The organism is Neobacillus niacini (assembly GCF_030817595.1).
Lineage (GTDB): Bacteria > Bacillota > Bacilli > Bacillales > Cytobacillaceae > Neobacillus > Neobacillus niacini_G.
The window spans coordinates 49,178-73,235 of the sequence record NZ_JAUSZN010000001.1 but is presented as its reverse complement, the minus strand read 5'-3'; the positions used below and the strand labels follow the sequence as shown (position 1 = coordinate 73,235).

Sequence of the window (24,058 nt, the reverse complement as noted above, 5' to 3'; positions counted from 1 at the left end):
CCTTTTTTCTTTATTTATCCCAGATGATTAATTGAATAGGTGTTGGGTTATAGGCGTTACAAGGATTGTTTAACTGCGGACAATTACTAATTAAAACAGTTGTCGCATTTATAGCCTGCATCTCCACGTAATATCCAGGTGCTGAAACGCCGTCATCAAATCTTAAGCCGCCTGCCGGTGTTACCGGAACGTTCATGAAGAAGTTAACGTTGGGAGCAAGATCTCGTTTGGTTGTACGTTTATCAAATTTTGCCATTTGAAGCATAAAGGTATCACGGCAGTTATGCATCGGCAATGTATCGTGTGAATATCGAACGGTGTTACTCTGTGCAGAGCAGGCACCGCCAATGGTATCATGACGCCCACATGTATCCGCTATAATTTTGACTAATTCTTTTCCCGATTCAGCTATCAGGACAGAGCCAGTTGATAGATAAATATTTCGTTGACGCAAAATGGTATTGATGGCACTGTAATGATCAGATGGATGATCCGCATCATAAAATAGAGTGTCTGCTGCTTGATTGCCTTCTACATCTACAATTCGTAACACTTCACCTGGCTCTATCGTATACAGCCAGCCCTCTCCTGATAGTAATTTTTTATTATAGATGGCTTCTTCCACTTTACGTTCACTTTCGACATAATTTAAAACAGCCATTATTGAATTCCTCCTTTAGTTAGCATTACGTATTCCCATGTATTTTCAAATGCCCGTCGGTTTTCGTCGCGGTGCTTTAAGCAAATGTCATTTTCTAGTACAGGTTCCGCACCTTTAATCTTCACTTCAATTGGGGTCGATAGATAAGTATTCCTTGTATCAAGTGGATTGGGTGTATTGGATAAAACAAGAAGGACATCCATTTCCGTTCTTAGTGTGACAGACTCTCCTTTTTTTGAATGTCCTTCAACAAAATTCATGTTTCCTTCTTCATCACAATAAACTTTCGAAAATAAATTAATCACTGGTGATAAATCACATGTTGTTAATCCATTTCGGAAGAGTTCAACCATCAAATTCTCTTCTCCGCTTCGGTACCATTCATTCCGATGTTCTTGATAGGTGGTTTTTCCATACTTCTCATCAATCATTTTTCGAGTACTATATCCGGAAATCGTATCATGCCAGCCTACCGTGTCTTCCACTAGACTTGCTAGTACGCGTCCATGATCCGTCATCAACACATTTCCTTTTGTTAAAAATGCTGTGTATTGAGCTTTTAACGTATCTGGCATATTGTAGCGTTCAGCTGTGTCATCGGCGTTATAAAGTAATAAAGATACATTGGCGCCAGCTTCGAGTGCAGTAAAGGTAATTTCTTTTCCTCTTTGAATGCGGGCTGACCATTTCCCGCCAGCAGGTATTGTTTTAGTAATAATAGAAGAAACAGTGTTATTCATCTTTTATCCTCCTTTAGAATAGACAATTGAAATAAAAAAGGATAAAAGCCTGAGAGATGAAAATCTCCCAGGCTTTTATCCTTCCGTGTATGCAACCGTTACAGCTGCACCCTTTCTCTCGGACCAGACTTTAAAGATGATCATACTTCTTTAAACGGAACCCTAGAAAGCTTTTTGTTTCCAACTGATTGCGGAAACCTTTATAAGTGTGTTGTGATTTGATGTACTCAGTATAAATGGTTATGGTGTTATGAAACAACAACCATGTTAGGTTATCTCACATGTTTTTCTAATTTCATTTGTGTATTCGTTGAAAGCGTGATTTTTCGTTCCATTGCCTTCGACCACTTCGTTTTGAAAAACATATAAACGAAGCCGATCACAATCCACGTGATGCCAAATTTAAGCGTAGTTGAATCTAGTAAAGTTAATAGCCATCCAATAAAACTCGCACCAATAAGAGGAAAAATCAGAAATAGCAGGGTTTCTTTTGGTGAACGTTTTTTAAGCTTAATAAAGAAATGGGCAATCACAGATATGTTCACGAAGAAAAATGCTGTTAACGCTCCAAAGCTGACAAATAATACGGCTGTACTAAGATTAATAAAAATTGCTGATAAGGAAATAACGGCCACAAATATAATATTTGCTACAGGTGTTTTGTATTTTGGATGAATAGAGGTAAATAATTTTTTTGGCAAAATCGATTCACGGCCAAGCGCGTATAGAAAACGGCTTACACTGGTCATGGAAGAAAGCCCTTGTGTAAAGGTCGCCACAATTAACACCATAATAAACAGTGAGCTTAATAGGTTTCCGCCAATCAGATGTACTAGGCTGTAGGCTGCGTTATCTGGATTTGTAAATGTAAAATTCGGATACGCAATTTGGGTTAAATAAGAGATTGAAATATACAAAGCAGCAGCAATAAAAATAATCCAAAAAATTGCTTTCGGTATCGTTTTTCGAGCATCAACGGTTTCATCCGCCATTGTGGTTACTGCGTCGAAACCAAGAAAACAGAAGCAAATTACAGCAGCACCCGAGAACACAGCGCTCGTCGAGGACTCAACACTAAAGAATGAAGCGAATGAAAAAATGGGACTGGATTCATTACCTCCAGTTAAAATATCCTTCGCAACCAAAATGCAGAATAGTAAGATAAATCCAATTTGAAATAGAACAGAGATTCCACTTATGCGTGCAGCGGATTTGATTCCAAGAATGTTGACTACAGCTAGAATGAAATTCATAATTATAACCCAAACATAAATAGGGACAGTGGGAAACTCGGTATTCATGAAAATCCCGAAGGTTAAAATCGCAATAATGGGAGAGAAAACATAATCAATCAGTAGTGCCCATCCGACAAGAAACCCTGCTTTCGGATGAATCGAATTTTTCGTATACGTATAGGCAGAACCAGAGATTGGATAAGCTTTTACCATTTTGCTATAGCTATAAGCAGTAAAAAAGATTGCTAGAAAGGCTGCAATATAAGCGGCTGCCATTTGACCATTAGCCGCTTCAAATGCCACACCGTAGACCGTAAAATAAATCATTGGGGTCATCCAAGCAAGTCCCATAAATACAACTTGAGGCAGTTTTAGTGATTTAACAAGTGTAGCATTCTCCTTCATCATCCATCATCCTTTTCTCAATGTAATAAAAAAGGAAAAAAGTCCGGGAGATTTTTTGTTTTAAAAATCTCCCGGGCTTTTTTCCCTCCGTGTATACAGCTATCAATAGCTATACGCTCTCTCTCGGACCAGACTTTAAAGATTATCTCTTTAAACGGAACCCTAGAGAGCTATTTTATTCAGTTGATTTTAATAACGCGTTGATGTTGTTTATATGTTTGAAGTATAAACCACGAAAAAATAGAATTCTATAACTGTGTAAGGAGTTCTAACATGGAAAGTGAAGAAATGCTACTAGATTGTTATTTATACAACACATCTGATATTAGATTCTTACAAAAAACAAAAAAAAGCCTGTGAGAATACTGTTAAACAGTTTCTCCCAAGCTTTTATCCTTTCGGCAAACAGCATAGCTGTCCGTTTTTTGATAATACTATTATTTTCCTTCGTTTTCCTTTTCCCACTTAGCCACTTCTTCACGAACAATCGGAGCCACTTCTTTTCCTAATAATTCGATTGACCTCATGACATCCTCATGTGGCATAGTGCCGACTGGGCAGTGGAGCATAAACCTTGTGACTCCGACATTCTTACGGAGGTTAATGATTTTTTCAGCAACGAATTGTGGATCCCCTACATACAAGGCTCCATGTAGACTGCGCGCGGCGTCAAAAGTCGTTTGGTCATATCTACCCCATCCGCGCTCACGTCCTAATTTATTCATCGCCTGCTGGGTAGATGGGAAAAACTTCGCCGCTGCGTCTTCTGTACTTTCACCCACGAAACCATGTGAATGCGAAGCAACTGGCAGCTTTGAAGCATCATGACCTGCATGTTCCGCTGCTTTCTTATATAGCTGAACTAATGGTGCAAAATGCTGTGGACTGCCGCCAATGATGGCTAGAACAAGCGGTAATCCAAGCAGACCCGCACGAATAACAGACTCTTGATTCCCGCCGCTTCCAATCCATACTGGGAGTGGATCCTGAACAGGTCTTGGATAAACCCCCAAATTATTTATGGATGGTCGATGTTCACCTCTCCAAGTTACCTTCTCAGACTTCGTTATTTTTAAAAGCAGATCAAGCTTCTCTTCAAATAACTGGTCATAGTCCTTTAGATCATACCCAAACAATGGAAAAGATTCGATGAAGGATCCACGACCTGCCATAATCTCAGCACGCCCATTTGAAATCGCGTCAAGTGTCGCAAAATCCTGAAAAACTCTGACTGGATCATCGGATGAAAGAACAGTAACCGCACTTGTCAAACGAATTCGCTCTGTTTGTGATGCTGCGGCAGCTAACACAACCGCAGGTGATGAAGCTGCATAATCCTCGCGATGATGCTCCCCTACTCCAAAGACATCCAGCCCAACCTGATCGGCTAGGACAATTTCCTCCACCACTTCACGTATCCTCTGTGCATGACTAATCACTTTACCGGTCTCAACATCAGGTGTTGTTTCAACAAACGTACTTAATCCTATTTCCACAAAATAGCCTCCTACTTAAAAATGTTCCTTTGAAAAATTAATAAATTTCTAATTCCTTATGCTAAGGTCGCTATATAGTGCTATTGTCACTAATCGAAGTGTATCATAGAGATTATGCATCGTGCTAGGCAATGAACTTACTAGTATGAGGATTACTTTCTCATGTTCCTCAAATTTCGGGCTTCATGAATGATTCATGAGGACCATCTTTTCAAATTCCTTTTCATTTCAGGCTTCATGAACACTTCATGAGGACCATTTCCTAAAATCCTTTTCATTTCAGGCTTCATGAACACTTCATGAGGACCATTTTCCCGAAATTCTTTTCATTTCAGGCTTCATGAACACTTCATGAGGACCATTTCCCCGAAATTCCTTTCATTTCAGGCTTCATGAACACTTCATGAGGACCATTTTCCCGAAATTCCTTTCATTTCAGGCTTCATGGACACTTCATGAGTACCATTTTCCCAAAATTCCTTTCATTTCGGGCTTCATGGACACTATAGCTTTTTAACAATCCTGTTAAACTACAAAAAAAGAAAGCAGATACAGTATGAATTACCGGTCTGCTTTCTAACTATTATTTAAAAATACTATTTAGGTCTTTATGATTAGTATAGTGGTAATAAGATTCATCTTTCCATTTACAACCCAAATGTACTGATTAGTTTTTAGAACCATAATCAACCCCAGACAGTAAGTAAGGAATGGATGGTTTAATAAAATCCTCAGGCGGTATAGACATACCATTTCGTTTCCATTCTACAGAAGCTCCGTATATCCCCCAGCTTAAGATGACAGCATTAATTTTTGGTACTTCCTCATCTTCCGTTGTGGATTTTTTTACTAACATTTTGTAAAAAATGATTTCGAGCTGTTCCCTAATGATTCGGGCAATGGTATCTTCGTATCCTCTGTGACAACGATTGGATAATGACTTTTGAAAATTTGTGATCGCTGTGAAAATATGAATGATCGCTTCTTCATTTAATTTGTCAGTCTTTAGACATCTTCATTTAAATTCACTAACAAAACCTCTGATAATGCCTTCTCTAATAAATCAAAAATATCTTCAAAATGATAATAAAAAGTGGCACGATTAATCATTGCCTCTGTTGTTATATCCTTTATCGTAATATCCTTAAATTCTTTTTTAGCGGAAAGTTCAATGAAAGAATCCATAATTAATCTCCGAGTACGCAGAACGCGCGGATCCGTCTTTGATTGAGTCATTTTTGTGTCACCTCTGCTTTTTGCGACAATTTGTACAATGTGTTGTATATACGACATATCGATGAAACTATCGGTATTGGTCACTTTCATTATTTACTAAAATGCAATTATAAAGCAAATACAAAGAACTTTAGGAGGATGAATAACAATTGATGAATAATAATATGATTTGTGATTTGGAAACAGGTGTATGCGGAACAGCTGGAGGAGAAGAAATGGAAATGGTAGATTTTACTGCACCAAAAAAATCGATTGAAGTTTATTATGTAACGGACCCCATTTGCTCTCATTGCTGGGCAATTGAACCGGTTCTGCGTCGTTTTAAAGAGCAGTATGGACACTATTTTAATTTTCATTCGGTTATGGGTGGATTACTGGAGAAATGGGGTGACGGTCCTGTGGATCCTGCTAACGGCATTTATGGGCCTGCTGACGTCGCCCCACACTGGAGGGAAGTTGGAGTACATTCCCGTATGCCCATTGATGGATCACTCATGATTGACAATCCCGTTCAATCATCCTTCCCGCCATCCCGTGTATATAAAGTGATTCAAAAACATTATAACGACGCATTAGCCTATGAATATTTAAGACGTGCTAGAGAAGCTCTTTTTGCATTTAATCAAAATATTTCGGATCCATCCCTAATGATTAAAATCGTAAATAGACTCGGTATTGATGGTGAAGCGATTGTGAAAGAAGCGGAACAGCCTGCAGGACAACAATTATTAAATGAAGATTTTGGACTTGCAAGAAGCCTTGGTGTTAGAGGATTTCCAACGATCATTATGATCAACGAGGAAAATAAAGGGGTGAAAATTGTTGGGGGACGTCCGTTTGAATATTATGTAGACGGATTAAAGCAGGTACTAAATATGGAAGAACTCCAGCCAAAACCACTACCTTCTCTTTCTAGTTTACTTGAAAAAGAAAAACTCTTATTTTCAAAAGAAATTGAAGTCATGTACGATCTTGAACAATCGGATATTAACGCTTTTGTTGAACAAGAACTCTCACAAGATCGTTATGAAAAGAAAGAAATTCTAGGCGAATCTTATTTTACAAAATAAAAGGAGACTGACTTATGGCGTACGTATTACAGGTAGATTTTACAATGAATGGACCATTCGGAGATGTAATGGCGGCGGAGTTTTCTGGTTTAGCACATAGTATTAATGAAGAAGAAGGATTCATGTGGAAAATTTGGACGGAGAGTCCTGAAACAAACCTAGCAGGCGGCATTTATATTTTCGACACAAAAGAAACTGCTGAAAAATACTTAGATATGCACACAAAAAGATTGGCTGGTTTTGGGATAACAGATGTCAACGCAAAAATCCTTGCCATCAATTCTAAACTTACTAAAATCACGAACGGCCCAGTAAAATAAATCATCGACTAAAAGCAACTTCTTTATGTAAGTTGCTTTTGTTCATTTCCGTGTGTTTCTTTACTTCATTTTATCTAACGTAACTTCGAATATCATGCATAATAACAGGGTAAAAGGAATTGAAATGAGTAGTGCAAGAATAGGTCTAGTAAAATGTATTCTAATGACAATAAACATGACGATCACAAATAGTAGCGACCATCCTAGATTCCATCCATAATGATAAGAAATTGCGCCCAATTTTACAGATATATATTCTAAAACAATAAATACTATAACGAAAAATGAAACATAAATGCCCTTTTTATATATGCTTGATTGATATGGATATTTCGATAAAAAAACCCATGTTGATAATGGCATACCAATTAATATAAGCAGCAGCATTGGGATTATGGAGTAAACAACTCCATTCGGTTCCATTCTCCACAGTTGATATTTATAACAAAGAACTTCATACAGTGCATTCCCTAGTGCAGCAAATAGCATAGAGGGATAATATTTACTCCAATCACGATCTCCAAATTTCATGGCCGCAATTATCCATGATATAGAGAGAACGATTGCTACCATAACCGAACACCTACCTTACAGGTAGTTTTCCAATAATAGTAAATCTTAACCCCCTGTCTCTTGTCATAAGTATATCCAATAACACAAAAGCCCTTGAAACCTTGTACTGCACCCCAAAAGTTAGAGTGAAATCTAACTTTTGGGGTGTATTTTTATGGCCAAATATAGTGAAGAATTTAAGTTAAAGTTAGTCAAGGAATATCAAGATGGGAAATTAGGATATATTCTTTTAGCTAAAAAGTATGAAATGAAAGACAGTACTCCGATTAGGAGATGGGTAAAGGTATACGAGAAATTTGGTGTGGAAGGTTTAAAGAGGAAGAAACATAGAGAAACATATTCTGTTCAATTCAAGCTAGATGTATTAAGCTTTATGAAGAGAACAGGTTCTTCAGAAACTGATACAGCCCTTGTATTTGGCATAACTAACGCTCCTATGATTGCAGCTTGGAAAAGGGCTCTTCTGGAGGGTGGTACTGAAGCCCTGGATAGACCGAAAGGACGGCCATCCATGTCTGATAAAACTAAAAAAAACAAAAAGAATAAACACATTGAAGATAAGGAATTAACGTACGAACAAAAGTTAGAAAGAGAAAACGAACTTCTTCGTTTAGAGGTAGAATATTTAAAAAAGTTGCGAGCTTTTCAGATGGATCCGAAGGGCTATCTCGAAAAGCACAAGCAGCATTATCATTCGAACTTAAAGAAACCTTCAAACTAAAAGATGTTTTACAAATAGTCGGCATTCCTGAATCCACCTACCATTATCATATAAAAATGATGAATAAGGAGAATCCAGACCAGGAGTTGGAGGAACTTATTCAATCCATTTTCGAAGAACATAACGGAAATTATGGTTATCGTCGTATTCAATTAGAATTAGAAAACCGTGGGTATGAAGTGAATCATAAGAAGGTGCAACGCATCATGAACGAGCTTGGGCTCAAGGGAGATAAATTCAAATTAAAATCACGCAAGTACAGTTCATACAAGGGTACAACTGGAACTGTTGCCAAGAACCTTATCAATCGCCGCTTTAAAACGAATGTGTGTCATCAAAAACTAACAACAGATATTACAGAATTTAAGTGTTCAGACGGTATTAAGCTATATTTAAATCCAATTATGGATATGTTCAATAGTGAAATTCTTTCTTTTGGTATAGGTATGCGTCCAACCTTAGATTTAGCTCTCACCCCCCTCGAGGAAGCACTAGAAATAGTAAAAGATTCAAAGTTTAGAACTACTGTACATTCTGATCAAGGATGGCATTATCAACATAATAAATGGGTGAAAACCCTTAAGAAAAACAAGGTGTTCCAGAGTATGTCTCGTAAAGGAAACTGTTTAGATAATTCGCCAATGGAGAACTTTTTCGGATTACTAAAACAAGAAATGTATTACGGGGAAGCACTATGCTCATATGAGGAATTAAAAAAGAGAATTGAAGAATATATCAGTTATTATAATAACAAGCGTATAAAGCAAAAATTGGCAGGTATGAGCCCGGTTCAATACCGGGTCCATACTAGCCAATTAGCTGCTTAATATAAAACTCTAACTTTTGGGGGTCACATCACCTGAAGGGCTTTTTGTTATTCGTATTTTTTTATTTTTTATACGCGATTTACCATTGCGTTGAATAAACCCCGTTTATTGTTGAGGTGCAGAAGGAGTTGAGATACTTTGTAATGCTTGTTCTGCCTCGTTTGCATATATATTTTGTACTGCTAAATCTCCTAAAGCGACCATTCCAACTATTTGGCCATTTTCGGTTACCGGTAATCGGCGAATTTGCTGCTGTGCCATTAAATCTGCTGCTTGATGCACATCCATATCAGGTGTACCTTGTACAATTTTCTGTGCTGTCATGACTTCAGATACTGGTGTTTGTGGATTTTCTCCCTGTGCAGTCGTTCGAAGGGTAATATCACGGTCTGTTACAATTCCAACTATTTCTCTGTTGTTATTTACTACTGGAATAGCCCCGATATTATATTCGCTCATTAATGCGGCAGCTTCCTGTACCGTCTGTGTTGCGTTAACTGTAACAACATTTGATGTCATGATATCTCTTAATTGCGCCATGTAAGTACCTCCAATTATATTTATCCTTTATAGGATGAGGAACATTGGCGATATTATTTATGGTAAATTTTATAAAACGAAATCTCTTCAATTAAAGCAGACGGTGATTACAAATACCTTTCTTATCATCTAACATATTTTAGACGATCGACAATTTTTACGGCTTCTTTAATCGGACCTTTATACGAAAAGTGATAAACAAATCCATCACTTGTCTCCCAAGAAATGCTAGTGTATGCTTCGCGTCTTGTGCCTAGAATCGAAATATGCCCATCGTGAATGACTTTGCTTTTTAACCAATCTGCTTTCTTCATCGCTTTAAACAACTCATCTGCCTGTTGGTACGGCTCATCCCCTTTATCCCCATCAAAATGCATGATCCAAGGTCCGCGCTTTGCGTATATGATCGATCTAATCCACGGTTGAATCCATAACATAACGCCATCTTTCTTTTTATAAAAAACAAAATCACTCGGTCGCTCGCCAGGAGTCATAGTGCCAACATTACCAGATAATTCTCCGATTTTACTTGACTCTCGCGGATGAAATAATGCTGGATCATTTGCCCGATAATGCTTATCCATCGATAAAAAATATATAACATAGCCATTTTCATAGGCTTTTACTTTTACAGCGGTATGCTTCTTTGGCTTTTTCGATTGTTCTTTCCAATAAGTTGGTAGGAGCACTGGGACGTTTGTATTTTCTGGCAGACCTTTTGCCGTCGATCGCAAAAAAGTAACCACTTCGTTGGGCTTAGAAAATGCGGTGAGAAACAATATACCAATAAGAGATAGTAGAAATAGTTTCTTCATAAATAGCCCTCTTTCATGACAAGTTATAAATTATTATTTGGAATAACCAAAAGAACTATTTATGAAGATATTTTATGATTTTAATGAATTTTTATAAATTTATGATGCCTGGCCGTGCTGTATGGTTGGTTACAAGATTTCTTTAAACGCTTTGACGACGATATCTATCTCATCCTTTGTGGTATATCTGCCTAAACTAAAACGGATCGCACCCATTCCGACCTCTTCAGGTACGTTCATTTCCTTAAGCACTGGTGATAATTCAATACTGCCGGCATGACAGGCTGAACCCGTAGAGGCAGCAAGCTGAGGCACTGCATCCAATAAATCCTGCCCGATCCTTCTAACAAAACTGACATTTAGGGTATTCGGTAATCGTTCCTCTTCATGTCCATTTAGAACAACTTGATTGCCATACTCAGCTTTAAGTTGCTTCCAAAAATAATCGGTCAAATCTTTTTGCTTTTTGGTACCTAATTGAGTGCCTGCGATTTCACATGCCTTCCCTAATCCGACCGCCAATAAGGTATTTTCAGTTCCTGCACGAAGTCCATGTTCATGTCCAGCACCATGAATCAGCGGTTCCAACTCAATACCATCGCGAACAAACAAAGCTCCAATGCCCTTTGGAGCATACAGTTTATGACCGGCAATCGTTAGCATATCCACCTTTAACTCATTCACATCCACTGGAACTTTCCCCACGGATTGCGAAGCATCGGTATGAAAAGCAATTCCATTCTTATTTGCTATCTTCCCAATTTCATTAATAGGCTGGAGGGTGCCTGTTTCATTATTGGAATGCATGACGGTAATTAGGATCGTATCTTTTGAAATAACTTTTTCAATTTCCTCAGGTGAAACTCTCCCGTATTGATCCACACCAACGTATGTTACCCGCGCTCCAATTCTTTCAAGGAACTTACAAGGATTTATGATTGCAGGGTGTTCGATTTTTGTTGTAATGATGTGGTTCCCTTTATTCACGTTTTTAAAATAAAAGCCTTTAAGTGCAAGGTTATTTGCTTCACTACCACCAGAAGTAAAAATAATTTCCCCAGGGGAACAGTTTATAAGTTGTGCAACTTGTTCTCTCGCTTTATGTAAAAATGATTTTACAGGTTTACCCGCCCAATGCAGTGCGGAGGGATTCCCGTAGTAATCATTCAACAGTGGCTGCATGGCATCAACCACTTCAGGGGCCAATGGAGTGCTTGCATTGTAATCTAAGTAAATTTTTTCCATTCAGTGTCCATTCCTTTCGTCAACATCTCATTATCTCTAATTCTACTAAAAAAAGCATTTTAATGTTACCTAAAACAAGTCCATTACAGAGCACATCTGTAATGGACTTGTTTTAAGTTGGAATGAACACTTATTATTGCACATTTAAGTTTACATAATCATTTTATTTAATACTTTTACGATCTATTTGCTGTCATATCGTTATACGGCAGAATTAGCTTTCGTACCCTATCGTAGTTCATGGAACTAATTTCTCGCAATAATCTTGGAATTGCTTCTTCAGGATATCCATAATCTCGAAGCAGCTTTTCCATTTTTTTATTTTCATCCATTCTAGTTCCTCCTAGATCTTTATTCATGGTTCAACGTAGCGTCACTTTTACTATTCCCTTAATAAAGAAAGATTTAAATGGAAAATTTTTTTCTGAACCCCGTTTTCAACTGAATAGTCCAGCCATTATTACATAACCTATTTCTGTTTAGGAGGTGAATCAATATGGCAAAAAAACAAAATGATCAAGGACTTGCGGAAGGCATTAAAGAAACTGCAGGTGCTGCTTTCCACACAGTTCATAGTGCATTAGAAACAACTGAAAACGTTGCGATGAATGCTGTTGACGCAGTTAAAAACGCTGCAGATAATTTAACTGGTGATAGAAACAAAGAGCGCAATCAGGATTAACAATGAAAAAATCCCTTTGAATTAAAGGGATTTTTTCTTGGGTATCTTTTACGTATAGGTGCTCATTTATTTTGTAATTTTGTAATTTTTATGATTGACAATCGTGATCAGAGGTTCATCCTTATCCTTTGACATACCGTATTGAACCATAACGGAATTTTCCCTTACTCCCGTAACTACACCTTCTAAAGAATTCCCATCACGTTTAAAGGAAATCTTATCGCCAACTTTTGCATTAGCCATTCTATCACCTCGCCTTTATATTTTCCAAAAATTACAATTAAAATACTAGTGTTCTCCATCAAAGGGATGATTAAAAAATAGTGAAAAAAGGAAGAACGAGGATAGCAAGTGTTAGAAAAAATACAGCTAGTGCACTTACCTTTTGTTTTTCCTTCCATAGAGTAACACCAAACCCACAGGTATAGATTGTAATCGCGACTAGAGTACCGATTGTAAATAATTGCACCCGTTACTCCCCCAACCTTTTAGCATTTCTTGTTCGATTTCCATAATCAACCATTGTAATATCCACTTTTACATGGATGTCAGCACGCGGGTAAGCTTTCACCCAATTGAATTTTTTATATTCCTGTATAGTTGCAAAGTATTTTTTTGAATATACAGGCAAAGGATATGGAATTCCTTTCAATTCTGTCTGTGTCTTCTTTAAAAGTTTTATATTTCCTTTTTCAAAATGATTAGCGATATGTTTTTTGATGATGTGTTGGTTTTTTTGCTTCGCAAAGTTGACCATGCTAGGATTAGACATAATCTCTATTTGTAAAGGAATGGTGATGAAAATCTTGGGTGTGATTCCCTTCAAGTTCATTTTGATTTTATTGTTTTTCGTTTTCATAACTCTTGCAGCGAATTGCTTCTTATTATCGGAAAAAGGATCTGGAATATTCACTAATATATCTTTTATATCGGTAGTATCATCTAGAATATTGATTGTACGGGTTTCTTGACCGGTTAGTGTAGCAAACATTACACCACTCTTAAAAACAGCTGATCCAATAAATTGTGTGTCATCCAGTTCACCCGTTGCATTTAGTTCCCCTGCCGTATATTCATCCTCCCTTTTTATTTCAGGATCTTTTTGCCTTTTAGCAGTAGTATACATGGCCAAAAAGAGATCGCTTCCTCTTTCCGCCGTTTGGAAATATCGGAATAGGTTAGAATCAGGAATGAGCCCATTTTCAATTCCGTGACTGACCATAAATTGAAAATATTTATGCGGCCTTGTTTCCATTCTAGGTTTATTATTCATAAAATACTGTGACGCCTTTTCTTTAGAAACGGCGATATAACTATTTAGGCGGATTTCTTTATCTTTTAAAACATCAGTAAATGTAGTAGAAAAACTTGAATCTCTAGCAAATTCTTCGGAAACCACAAATATTCTTAATAGTTCGTAGCTAATATTCCGAGAAATGATGGAATTTGCAGTTGCTTTTGCTGCGATGAAATCATTTGCATCAAATGATATGATTTCCCGTGGTTTCTCTGTTGAACCACCACCCCCTTGCATACTTCCCACTTCAGGGTTAGCAAGTAACATTGTAATTTTAATTTTATCTTTATCTTTAGAGCGATCAAGTCCCAGTCCGATGACATAGGCTTTATCCTCTAGTTCTTCCCGATCCCAACACCCTGATAATAAGCAAAGCATGAGGAAAAACAACAATAATCTACATAATGTTTTTGTTTTTTGCATGTTTAAATTCTCCCCTTATTAACGCAACTAGCCATAAAAGTATTGAAATTCCAGCGAACATAGGACCTGCCGTACTCCATATGATAGGTTTAAATTGCAGACTGACATTAATCGGCGCTTCAGGAATAAAGCCTACCATTAAATAAATCGTCGCCAGTGATGGGATTAGGTACTCAAAGTCTTTAATTTTAAAAAGATTACCAAACATAAGCGCATTTATGTATAAAAATGCAGTAAAACGAATAAATGCCGCCATGATCCAGATGATGAAAAAAATGATTTCAACATTCGGAATGTAGTGGCCTAGTGAAATATAACGAATCAATGTGTGGAAAGGGTAGGCAGTTCCCCCTAAGGATTCGTCAAACATGCAGACAAAAATAAGAATCGACATACTAATTTGAATGCAAATATATATATAGGAAAACCAAGTTCCTTTTTTGAATGCTTTGTTTGATTTGAGATATGGTAAAACCATGGTCAATAGAAAAAAATCGGCAAAGATTGTGACCTTTTGTGCTCCTTCCTTCACCAGCACAAATGCTCCAGGGCCCCAAAGGGGAAACATCGAATTAATATTGGCATGCTTTGTACCTAGCCATAAGGCCACATACAAAGATACTACTGCATAGAACACAATTAGATAAGACACCGACCCAATGTGTTGAAGTCCTTTCTTGGCGCCATATGCACAAATAAACATTAAAATGGCGTAGATGATGAGAGTAGGTGTTGTCGTAAAATAAAATGATCGAATGATATTGGTATACGTTCTGGTATCAAACGAAACAGCAAATGAATTGATGATAAAAATCACAAGGCAAACCATAAAACCTAGGTATTTTCCGAGTATTTTTTTAATGACGGAAAATAAATCCTTTCCTTCATACAATGACATTGTTTTTATTAATAAATAAAGAGGGATAAAAAAGAATCCCGCTGATAGAAGCGGAATCATCCATGCTGCATTTTGTACCTGACTGTACAGATTGGCCGGAGTATCCTCAGTAGCTTTCGTCCCAACCATTAAAACTGCGATGGAAACATATTCACGAACGCCAATTTTTGCAGATTGCTGTTTCATATCGTTTTATCCCTTTCTTTGTTTAACCATATCCCTTGGTTTTAAATATCCGGGTCGGAACCTTTCCTTCACTGGGATATGGCGTATCAGCAGGTCCTTTGAAGAGAAGGAATGTGGTGTCATCGGTGCAAAATATGATGTGCCGAAGGACTTCAATGATACTAAATAAAAGAGTCCTCCAATAAATAAAGCGGTGACTCCATAGATTCCGATAAATCCTGCTGTGAAGATAAATAAAAAACGGGCAATTCGAATAGCAAAATTCATACTTATATCAATAATAATAAAAGAGCTTAACCCGCTTAATGCAATAACGATGATAACGATTGGACTTATGATATTCGCTTGAACAGCAGCTTGACCTAAGATTAATGCACCCACAATCCCAATTGTTGGACCAATCGGTGACGGAACGCGTAATCCTGCTTCACGAATCAGCTCAAAGGCAAGTTCCATCATCAACACTTCAATAATCGATGGAAAAGGCACCCTTTCCCTAGTTCCTGCAATCGCCATCAATAAATCCGGTGGAATCATTCCAACATGAAAGTTCGTAATCGCAAGATAGATTGGGGAGGTAAAACAAGCAACAAATAGAGCCAGGAATCGTAATATTCGAATGAAATTACCGTATGGCGCCCGCAGGTAATGATCTTCCGGAGAATGAAACATCGCCCAAAAGGTAGCAGGCAGGATTAAACAGCTTGGTGAGTTTTCCATCAGTAAAATAATATGACCTTCTTCAATAAATGCACAGGCACGATCAGGACGTTCGGTATATACAATTGTTGGAAATAAGGACCTGGGACGTTCCTCTAGATATTGCTCCAAAATGCTTAAATCAATCGTACTATCAGTTTCAAATGATTTTAGCCTTTCTTTTACATTTTGAAGCAGCTCCTCATTTACAAGGTCCTTTTGATAAACAAGAAAAACAGTATTTCTCGAACGTTTTGAAATCGTCTGCGTTTTAACGATAAGGTTTTCATTTTTAATTTTTTTCCGGATTAAAGCTATATTGTCAATGACCTTTTCATTAAAGGCCTCTTTTGCCCCTTTTACAATGACCTCATTTTCAGACTTTTCAATCGACCGGCCTCGAATTTTTGTCGTTTCAAATAAATAGCAATCAGGATCGCCATCGACAAAAAGGGCCGTGACCCCTGCCGCAATAAATTCCGTTATATCCCCAATATTGGTAGATGTTTTTTCAATTGGGTAGGAAACGATATCTTTGATTTTTGATCCAGGGTGCTCGCTATCAATCAATGGCCCCTCTATGCCTGCCATAATATTTTGTAAATCTGCCATTGTACTGATATAAAGGAGAAATGCCTTACGGTTAAGCTGTTGAATCGTAAACTCTCGTAATTTGACATCTGCATTATCCGGTACTGTAAATATCTTCTTAAATGTCTCTAAGTTTTTCTCAATATCAGGACTTATGTCTTGTTTTTTTATTTCAATGTCCTCTACATTGGATTCTTCGTTAAATTCAGGTTCAGTGTTGAGACTTTTCATCAACAATTTAGGAATTTTTTTCTTCACAATAAACCCCTCCCAGTTTTTATATCGTTTTCCACCTAAAGGTGTTTTATGTATGAATTGGTCTTCTAAAAATAAAATGAAGTTCAAATGCAATTTTATATTTCGCAACACGAAAAAGATGGTACAATACAAGTTATTAAAATGATTGGTTAGGGGATTGGAATGAAAAAGAAATGGATGATTTACGGAATGTTGTTTATCGCCACGGCTACATGGGGAAGTGCCTTTATTGCAGGTAAAATTGCCGTTCAAAGCTTTGAACCTGCCACTGTTGCATTTTTGCGATTTTTAGGGGCTGCTGTCCTATTGTTTCCGATTATGTGGGTCATGGAAAAAAATCGAAAGAAACCGACACTCAAGGATTATGGACTATTTGCAGTTCTCGGCTTAACGGGTATTGCACTCTATAATATTTGCTTTTTTATTGCCACCAAACAGGCACCCGTTATTAAGAGTTCACTCTTTATCGCCTCAAACCCGGTGTTAATCGTCCTTTTATCGGGGGTATTTTTAAAAGAAAAAATCACTAAGAACCATATTATTGGCATGGTGATTGCTTTATCAGGAGCAGCAATTATTATCACCGATGGACATATCCTTTCCTTGTTCCAATTAGGCTTCCAGACCATTGACTTCGTTTTACTTGGCGCCGTTATAAGCTGGGCGTTGTACAGTGTAGTTGGAAAGGTGGTTTTGAAAGAATATAGTGCCGTTGAATCTACCACCTATGCGGTTGCTTTTGGTACAGTTTTCTTAGCACCGTTTGCATTTGTTGAAACATCCTGGCAGGATATCACCCAGGCTGATTTCTCAACATGGGTGGCGATTGCGCATATGAGTATTTTTGTAACCGTAGTTTCATTTATTATGTATTATTACGGAATCAAAGAGGTTGGTGCTGCCAAAGCTTCGATTTTTATTAATGTAATGCCAGTATCTGCGGTATTAATGGCTACCCTCTATTTAGGAGAAACCTTCACCTGGGCTCACGGAATTGGAGCGGGGTTTGTATTAACCGGAGTTTATATTGGAACAAGTACGAAGTTATTTAATCGGAAAATACCTGCAGTAAACGCAGCAGATTCGCGATCATAAAAATAGCTGTAGGGGAGTCTCCCTCTAGAGCTATTTTTTTTTAAGAACAATTAAAACTCGCTCAATTGAACGAGTTTGATTAATTATTATTTTTCCATTCCTTTGCTAACATACTATATGTAACGATGTCTTCGTAATGGTCATATAGCCATTGCCCGTCACGTTTAATTCCTTCACTAACAAAACACAATCTTTCAGGAATCGCAATGCTTTTATGATTATTCACTGCAACTTGAATTTCCACTCTATTGAGCTTTAGTGTTTCGAATACGTATTTTAACAACGATGATACTGCCCGTGTAATGATCCCTTTGCCCTGTGCTTCTTCAGACAGAAAATAGCCGATGCTGGTTGCACTATTTTTCCAATCGATATAATGGAGCCCTATCATCCCTACTAATTTTCCATTGTATCGAATCCCGGCGTCGAACCCATTATTATCGGCGTAATTTCTTATCCAAATTGGAATGATCGTCTCAAAATCATCCGCCGATTTGCGTTTATCCACCCACAATAGCCATTTTCTTAGATGTTCACGATTAGAATCGATTAAATCATATAATTCTTCCTTATGATGTTGCTGCAATAATTCAATTGATAATTCCTCATCTACTTTGTATGAAAACATAGAAGCTTCCCCTTTTACTCATTGTTCAATAACGCTATTTTTTCCATTTCAATGACTCTTTTTAAATAGTCATATTCTGCTTTTTCGAGGATATCTATTTCTCGGTTGGTTGCCAGAAGGATTTGGTCCCTGCACTTTGCCACTCGTTGAATCATCGGATGGATTGTTAAACTTGATAGATTCACAAAGTCGTACAAATCATTCAAACAAACAGGCAGCTTATAACCTTTATTGCTGGAGGCAATTAATAATCCCTGGTCGCGCAGCTTCGAAACAATATTTGACCGAAAATAATGCTGCTTGATTTTATTGATTCTTATGGCATTAAGATTATCAAGGATTTCTTCGGTATAGACATATTCATCAGGATTTTCTTTTAAATTGAATAATAGAAACTTCAATAAATCAATCCGGACTTTTTCATCCTCTTCTTCACTTTTTCGATGTTTTTCAATGTATTGATAAGCCAAATTAACAGCTTGTTTTATAATAATCTGATCGGTTTCTGAGTCCGTTTTTTCAAAATGGTAGTCGTATAGGTAGTGCTTGTAATCATGCGGCCAAAGATTAATCGTGATGATTTTATTTTTCAATAGTCTATAAAACGATGGATACTGCTGAGAGTAATGTTTGGTGTCATAGCCTTTGGCAATTGCCTCAGCAATAAACTCTGCCAATTCCAGAAGAATATCGGATTCGCTGCTGTTAAAGCCAAAGGTTGAATAATTAAATAAGTCTGGAATGCACTTCTGTTTAACGTAAGCAATAAATTCCTGCGTAAACTCCTTTGTTCCCTGTTCATCCGCGACAAGGTCCAGGGTGTCAAAGGTGCGATATAAATCATCAAAGATCTTTCGGTTAAAAAATTTAATAAATGTTTTCTCATAGGTAACGCCGCTATCTTCGCGAATTTTCCGCTTATCAATTACATATGCGTACACCTTAAAGGGTAAGTCCTTTAAATCCTGTAAGATTTCCATGCGAAGACTATCGTCAGGTTCTTTTTTTTGAAGGTGTTTTTGTTTAATCCTTTCAACTTCCTGCTCGAGAAATTCTTTATCAGAACCTTTTACTAAAATAGAAACGATTATAAAGTGGGTCGAAGTCTCAGGTTGCTCAAAATCGAATCCGTAATGGCCAAATTCATTTATAAAAGCATATTGGATATCATTCAATTTTTATCCCACCTCACTAATGGAAAAACTTACTATACTTATTTCAACAAAAAGTCCTCTAAACCTTTTAAATATGCTATTTTTCCTTAAATAATCCTTTGGGATTATCGTACTTATTGTAAAAATAACCTTATAATATTGTTTTCCTGAAGAATACTAAGTTTTATATTTTTTTTTGCGAAGGGAGAATCATAATCAAGTTGAATGTTCAAAGACATGAAATTAGAAAATTGAATCCCCAAAGTGATGAATTCACGTTATTTATATACTTGGATGACCAGTTATCGGAGTTTGCTGGCGAACTAGGAAGTGAACCTTCTTCAGATAAAAACCTGCAAGAAACAGCCAAGCAAATCATAAAAGAACGGTACCCTGGTTTAAAGGTAACGATGATTAAGGTCATCCTTGGGGGTATAGCGGTGACATCTATTTCGTTAAGTACAACTGATAGCAGCGCTGTACAAGCAGCAAATACACCCGCTACTGCAGCCCAAACAGATGGAAATTCGATCGCTACTTATAATGTGGCAGCGGGAGATACTGTCTATGGTATTTCAAAAAGGTTTGGAACCACACCGGAAGCGTTGAGAAGCGCCAATCATTTAACATCTGACTTTCTTCAGATTGGGCAACTATTAACGATCCCACCATCGGGAGCTAAATTTCACACTGTGGCGGCGGGAGATACTTTATATAGCATTTCTAATCGTTTTGGGACAACTGTCTCTGCTTTGAGAAGTGCAAATCACTTAACCAGTGATATCCTTTCAATCGGTCAAACGTTAACCATTCCAACTGCCGTGGCCACACCTGCTCAGCCGGTTGCTCCTCTATCTGCACAATATACTGTGGCAGCAGGGGATACTTTATATAGCATTTCTAATCGATTTGGGACAACTGTCTCTGCGTTGAGAAGTGCAAATCACTTAACCAGTGACATCCTTTCAATCGGTCAAACGTTAACCATTCCAACTGCCGTGGCCACACCTGCTCAGCCGGTTGCTCCTGTATCTACACAATATACTGTGGCAGTAGGGGATACTTTATATAGCATTTCTAATCGATTCGGGACAACTGTCTCTGCGTTGAGAGGTGCGAATAACTTAACGAGTGATATTCTCTCAATTGGACAAACGTTAACCATTACGGCTGCTGGCACAACAATGGGAGAACCGCCTACGCCTGCACCGCAAGTCGAAGAAGAGAGAAAAACCTTTACATATACGGTCAAATCCGGGGACAGTCTTTCCGTAATCGCGAAACGATTTGATGTTACCGTTGACAGTATTCGAGCTGCGAACCATTTAAATAGTGATTTTTTACAAGTGGGTCAAGCTCTAACCATACCTGATGGGTTGAATGCACCCACTCAGACAGGAACGAATACGATTACGTATACTACTCACACCATAGCACCTGGTGAGAACATTTGGGACTTAAGCGTACGGTATGGAGTTCCTCAGGCAGAACTATTAAAAGCCAATAACCTAACAATGAGCAGTATGCTTTCAGTGGGTCAAGTATTGAAAATACCTCTTCACACCATTGGCGTAAAAGAGGTTGTCAGTGATAGACATGGAGAATATATGGATTGGTGGACGGAGGCTCAATATATTTTTACCATTGGGAAGATAACTAAAGTCACAGACTTTGAAACAGGAAGAAGTTTTTATATAAAGCGGACCATTGGCGCGAACCACGCTGACAGTGAAACAGTTACTGCGAATGATTCCAATATAGCCAAAAGCATTTGGGGAGGATTTTCTTGGACTCCTAGAGCTGTGATCCTTGAAATCGATGGAAGAAAAATAGCAGCCAGCATGAGTTTTATGCCTCATGAACGGGACTATATTGCTGACAATGGGATTACAGGACATTTTGATGTTTATTTTGGAAATAGCACGCGACATGTCGATGGAAAAGCAGATACCAAACATCAAGCGCAGGTTGAAAAAGCCGCAGGAATTCGTTAAATTGGTAGTTTTTTGATTATTTTTAAAAATAATTAGGGATTGCGACAAATGTGTGCTATACTGTGTCTACCATTTGCTTTACGTTTTACGTTTTTCGATTACCCGCCCTGCTCAATTCCTGAGCAGGGTTTTTTTGTTTAAAAGTATGTAAATTCTTGATGGTTATTAGAGATTATGGCATGATTAATTTTTTATTCGTTACCGCTAACCCTTCTTTTCTTAGTTTACGGGCACGAATAGCTCCTATTCGTTACCGCCAACCCCACTTTTCCTCGTTCACGGGCACGAATAGCTCCTATTCGTTACCGCCAACCCCACTTTTCAGTCAAGTCCTGAATATTGTGTAAAATCAAAAGCAATTGTTTTCAACTTCACTTTTGTTGATTATCTATCCAAACCCTTTCATTTTTTTTTGACGAAACTTCCATGGTTTTTTATCTACATATCCGGGGAGGGCTGTCAAAGGCTCTTCACTTTGACAGCCCTTCCTGGATATGTGATCATTCCATGATGGAAGTGGAGGCGAAAAATAAAAGTTTAATTAGTTATTAAGTAATGTCTTTCTTTTGGAGTAGACCTCCTGGTATTGCATGAGAACAGCACCTACCAATCGAAAGGCAGATTGAGTATTGGGAAAGATACGAATAACTTTCTCCCTTCTACGGACTTCTTGGTTTAAGCGTTCAAGTGAATTTGTACTTCGTATATGAGGGTGCATCTTCTCAGGAAAGTTTAGGTATTGAATGGCATCTTCGAAGCCTTCATCTAAAGTTTCCAAGGCTTTGGCATATTTAGCTTCATCCCCAAACTGGTTCATTAATTCATTCTTAAATCTACGGATATCCTCAATCGTAACAGCTTCAAAGACACGTTTAATCATGGAGCGTATCTCTACGGAATCTTTCTTGGAGAGCTTCCCTATTATGTTGCGTTTAAAATGTACCGTGCATCTTTGCCATGTAGTACCAATAAAATCGCGCTGTATTGCCTTTTGTAGCCCTAGATGAGCATCTGAGATGACCAGTTTGGGGGATTGAAGCCCACGGGATTTAAGCTGTTGGAAGAAACGACTCCAACTCTCGAAGTCTTCTGCATGATCCACACTAAGCCCAAGGATTTCACGTGTATTCTTCTCAGTAATGGCAGTCGCAATGTACACGGCTTTTGAGATAACCCGGTTGTGTTCCCGGACCTTAATATACATGGCATCCACAAAAACATAAGGATAATACATGACATTCAAAGGGCGTTTGTTCCAATCATTAATAATGGGGTCAAGCTTTTGGGTAAGGGAAGACACAAATGATTTCGATATATTTTCCCCACAGAGCTGCTCGACTATATGCGTGACTTTCCGAGTTGAAACACCGTTAATGACCATTTCTAGCATGGAGAGGACCAGGGCTTGGTCACAGCGAGCATACTTTTCGAAGACGGAAGTGGAAAACTCACCATTTCTGGTCCTTGGGACCTTTAGCTTTAGTTTGCCAATACCTAGGATCAATTCACGTTCATAGTAGCCATTTCGGTAGTCTCGGCGATCTGGAGACCGTTCATAAGCAGCCGCACGTAAATAATCGTCTCTCTCGTTTTCCATGACTTCATTAAGGACTAAGACAATCGCTGATTTAATCACCATATCTAGATTAGAATTGATAACGGATTCTTTTAAAAGGTCTAAATCTAGGTTAAACTGTAAGTGAGTCATTTTAATTCCTCTTTTCATTGTTTATCGTCGCTGAAAACAGTGTTGCCAAGAGTGAATAAAATGACTCTTTCTTTTTACACAATTATATGGACTTAATCCACTTTTCCTCGTTCACGGGCACGAATAGCTCCTATTCGTTACCGCTAGCCCCACTTTTCCTCGTTCACGGGCACGAATAGCTCAGAATGGCAGCCACTAAACCATATTTCCCTCATCCAAGGCCACAATCCCCCCTGAACAAAGAAAAAAGACTCTCAAAAGAGAGTCTTTTATATATGTCGGTTCAATTATGCTTTACGAACGTTAGTAGCTTGGGGTCCACGTTGACCTTGTTCTACTTCAAAAGTAACTGCTTGACCTTCGTCTAAAGTTTTGAAACCTTCGCTTTGGATAGCTGAGAAATGTACGAATACGTCGTCTCCTGCTTCTCTTTCAATGAATCCGAAACCTTTTTCTGCATTAAACCATTTTACTTTACCTTGTTCCATTTGTTGTATCCTCCTCGTGTGCTGTGCACACATTGTGTTACTATCCTTGCTCAGTTCTTTAGACGTAAAGTTT

25 protein-coding genes, 1 pseudogene and 2 riboswitches are annotated in these 24,058 nt (G+C 37.9%); of the genes and pseudogenes, 7 read left to right on the top strand and 19 right to left on the bottom strand.

The features are described from left to right. Window positions 1–10 precede the first annotated feature (10 nt). The 5 genes and pseudogenes from QFZ31_RS00490 to QFZ31_RS00470 form a co-directional block, all read right to left on the bottom strand. Window positions 11–661 (bottom strand): urea amidolyase associated protein UAAP2, encoded by a 651-nt coding sequence (locus QFZ31_RS00490; RefSeq protein WP_307299919.1) that lies wholly within the window; start codon window positions 659–661, stop codon window positions 11–13. Continuing rightward, the gene (locus QFZ31_RS00485) at window positions 661–1,401 is read right to left on the bottom strand and encodes an urea amidolyase associated protein UAAP1 (protein WP_307299917.1); all 741 of its coding nucleotides are present in this window, start codon (window positions 1,399–1,401) and stop codon (window positions 661–663) included. The genes QFZ31_RS00490 and QFZ31_RS00485 overlap by 1 nt, the downstream gene beginning before the upstream one ends. A 62-nt stretch (window positions 1,402–1,463) precedes the next feature. Further along, window positions 1,464–1,578: riboswitch (guanidine-I (ykkC/yxkD leader) on the bottom strand. Window positions 1,579–1,673: 95 nt separating this feature from the next. Next, window positions 1,674–3,041, bottom strand: coding sequence for an APC family permease (locus QFZ31_RS00480; RefSeq protein WP_307299915.1), 1,368 nt, complete (start codon window positions 3,039–3,041; stop codon window positions 1,674–1,676). A gap of 66 nt (window positions 3,042–3,107) precedes the next feature. After that, window positions 3,108–3,218, bottom strand: a riboswitch (guanidine-I (ykkC/yxkD leader). 260 nt (window positions 3,219–3,478) lie between these two features. Beyond that, window positions 3,479–4,537, bottom strand: coding sequence for an LLM class flavin-dependent oxidoreductase (locus tag QFZ31_RS00475; protein ID WP_307299912.1), 1,059 nt, complete (start codon window positions 4,535–4,537; stop codon window positions 3,479–3,481). Between the two features lie 667 nt (window positions 4,538–5,204). Next, window positions 5,205–5,773 (bottom strand): annotated as a pseudogene (locus tag QFZ31_RS00470) (TetR/AcrR family transcriptional regulator). 152 nt (window positions 5,774–5,925) lie between these two features. On the opposite strand from QFZ31_RS00470, the gene QFZ31_RS00465 reads away from it, so the two are divergent. Then, window positions 5,926–6,843 (top strand): DsbA family protein, encoded by a 918-nt coding sequence (locus QFZ31_RS00465; protein WP_373459894.1) that lies wholly within the window; start codon window positions 5,926–5,928, stop codon window positions 6,841–6,843. 14 nt (window positions 6,844–6,857) lie between these two features. Continuing rightward, window positions 6,858–7,163 carry a monooxygenase gene (locus QFZ31_RS00460; RefSeq protein WP_307299908.1) on the top strand — a complete coding sequence of 102 codons (306 nt, stop codon included), beginning with the start codon at window positions 6,858–6,860 and terminating at the stop codon, window positions 7,161–7,163. A gap of 60 nt (window positions 7,164–7,223) precedes the next feature. Here the strand turns inward: QFZ31_RS00460 and QFZ31_RS00455 are convergent, their stop codons facing one another. After that, entirely contained in the window at window positions 7,224–7,736 is a 513-nt protein-coding gene (locus tag QFZ31_RS00455; protein ID WP_307299905.1) for a CBO0543 family protein, read from the bottom strand. Between the two features lie 154 nt (window positions 7,737–7,890). On the opposite strand from QFZ31_RS00455, the gene QFZ31_RS00450 reads away from it, so the two are divergent. Next, the gene (locus tag QFZ31_RS00450; protein ID WP_307299904.1) at window positions 7,891–8,457 is read left to right on the top strand and encodes a helix-turn-helix domain-containing protein; all 567 of its coding nucleotides are present in this window, start codon (window positions 7,891–7,893) and stop codon (window positions 8,455–8,457) included. Then, window positions 8,358–9,284 carry an IS3 family transposase gene (locus QFZ31_RS00445; protein WP_307311289.1) on the top strand — a complete coding sequence of 309 codons (927 nt, stop codon included), beginning with the start codon at window positions 8,358–8,360 and terminating at the stop codon, window positions 9,282–9,284. Before QFZ31_RS00450 ends, QFZ31_RS00445 begins: the two co-directional genes overlap by 100 nt. A gap of 105 nt (window positions 9,285–9,389) precedes the next feature. Here QFZ31_RS00445 and QFZ31_RS00440 read toward each other — a convergent pair whose 3' ends face one another. From QFZ31_RS00440 to QFZ31_RS00425, 4 genes are all read right to left on the bottom strand, one after another. Then, window positions 9,390–9,824: a CBS domain-containing protein gene (locus tag QFZ31_RS00440; RefSeq protein WP_179600862.1), complete on the bottom strand. Its 435-nt coding sequence runs from the start codon at window positions 9,822–9,824 to the stop codon at window positions 9,390–9,392. Between the two features lie 125 nt (window positions 9,825–9,949). After that, window positions 9,950–10,639 (bottom strand): hypothetical protein, encoded by a 690-nt coding sequence (locus QFZ31_RS00435; protein WP_307299901.1) that lies wholly within the window; start codon window positions 10,637–10,639, stop codon window positions 9,950–9,952. Between the two features lie 129 nt (window positions 10,640–10,768). Beyond that, a complete protein-coding gene (locus QFZ31_RS00430) occupies window positions 10,769–11,884 on the bottom strand; it encodes a cysteine desulfurase family protein (RefSeq protein WP_307299900.1) in 1,116 nt (371 codons plus the stop codon). Between the two features lie 176 nt (window positions 11,885–12,060). Next, complete coding sequence (locus QFZ31_RS00425; protein ID WP_306076934.1) at window positions 12,061–12,216, bottom strand: hypothetical protein; 156 nt, start codon at window positions 12,214–12,216, stop codon at window positions 12,061–12,063. 164 nt (window positions 12,217–12,380) lie between these two features. Between QFZ31_RS00425 and QFZ31_RS00420 the strand changes: the two genes are divergently transcribed. Continuing rightward, window positions 12,381–12,566, top strand: a complete 186-nt coding sequence (locus tag QFZ31_RS00420) for a hypothetical protein (RefSeq protein ID WP_307299896.1) — start codon at window positions 12,381–12,383, stop codon at window positions 12,564–12,566. Window positions 12,567–12,632: 66 nt separating this feature from the next. Here the strand turns inward: QFZ31_RS00420 and QFZ31_RS00415 are convergent, their stop codons facing one another. From QFZ31_RS00415 to QFZ31_RS00395, 5 genes are all read right to left on the bottom strand, one after another. After that, window positions 12,633–12,809, bottom strand: coding sequence for a DUF2187 family protein (locus QFZ31_RS00415; RefSeq protein WP_179600872.1), 177 nt, complete (start codon window positions 12,807–12,809; stop codon window positions 12,633–12,635). Window positions 12,810–12,879: 70 nt separating this feature from the next. Then, window positions 12,880–13,035, bottom strand: a complete 156-nt coding sequence (locus QFZ31_RS00410; protein ID WP_307299892.1) for a hypothetical protein — start codon at window positions 13,033–13,035, stop codon at window positions 12,880–12,882. Between the two features lie 3 nt (window positions 13,036–13,038). Then, on the bottom strand, window positions 13,039–14,286 hold the full coding sequence (locus QFZ31_RS00405; RefSeq protein WP_307299889.1) for a Ger(x)C family spore germination protein: 1,248 nt from the start codon (window positions 14,284–14,286) through the stop codon (window positions 13,039–13,041). Beyond that, window positions 14,261–15,370, bottom strand: coding sequence for a GerAB/ArcD/ProY family transporter (locus QFZ31_RS00400; RefSeq protein ID WP_307299886.1), 1,110 nt, complete (start codon window positions 15,368–15,370; stop codon window positions 14,261–14,263). Before QFZ31_RS00400 ends, QFZ31_RS00405 begins: the two co-directional genes overlap by 26 nt. Window positions 15,371–15,376: 6 nt before the next feature. Continuing rightward, window positions 15,377–16,918, bottom strand: a complete 1,542-nt coding sequence (locus QFZ31_RS00395) for a spore germination protein (protein ID WP_307299883.1) — start codon at window positions 16,916–16,918, stop codon at window positions 15,377–15,379. A gap of 162 nt (window positions 16,919–17,080) precedes the next feature. On the opposite strand from QFZ31_RS00395, the gene QFZ31_RS00390 reads away from it, so the two are divergent. After that, on the top strand, window positions 17,081–18,013 hold the full coding sequence (locus tag QFZ31_RS00390) for a DMT family transporter (RefSeq protein ID WP_307299880.1): 933 nt from the start codon (window positions 17,081–17,083) through the stop codon (window positions 18,011–18,013). Between the two features lie 79 nt (window positions 18,014–18,092). Here the strand turns inward: QFZ31_RS00390 and QFZ31_RS00385 are convergent, their stop codons facing one another. Beyond that, window positions 18,093–18,641, bottom strand: a complete 549-nt coding sequence (locus QFZ31_RS00385) for a GNAT family N-acetyltransferase (protein ID WP_307299878.1) — start codon at window positions 18,639–18,641, stop codon at window positions 18,093–18,095. A 14-nt stretch (window positions 18,642–18,655) separates the two neighbouring features. After that, the gene (locus QFZ31_RS00380) at window positions 18,656–19,816 is read right to left on the bottom strand and encodes a hypothetical protein (RefSeq protein ID WP_307299875.1); all 1,161 of its coding nucleotides are present in this window, start codon (window positions 19,814–19,816) and stop codon (window positions 18,656–18,658) included. A 200-nt stretch (window positions 19,817–20,016) separates the two neighbouring features. On the opposite strand from QFZ31_RS00380, the gene QFZ31_RS00375 reads away from it, so the two are divergent. After that, entirely contained in the window at window positions 20,017–21,789 is a 1,773-nt protein-coding gene (locus QFZ31_RS00375; protein ID WP_307299874.1) for a LysM peptidoglycan-binding domain-containing protein, read from the top strand. 541 nt (window positions 21,790–22,330) lie between these two features. On the opposite strand, the gene QFZ31_RS00370 is transcribed toward QFZ31_RS00375, so the two are convergent. Both QFZ31_RS00370 and QFZ31_RS00365 read right to left on the bottom strand, forming a co-directional pair. Beyond that, window positions 22,331–23,497, bottom strand: coding sequence for an IS256 family transposase (locus QFZ31_RS00370; RefSeq protein ID WP_307299872.1), 1,167 nt, complete (start codon window positions 23,495–23,497; stop codon window positions 22,331–22,333). Between the two features lie 287 nt (window positions 23,498–23,784). Further along, window positions 23,785–23,985 (bottom strand): cold-shock protein, encoded by a 201-nt coding sequence (locus tag QFZ31_RS00365; protein WP_026568674.1) that lies wholly within the window; start codon window positions 23,983–23,985, stop codon window positions 23,785–23,787. Between the last annotated feature and the right edge of the window lie 73 nt (window positions 23,986–24,058).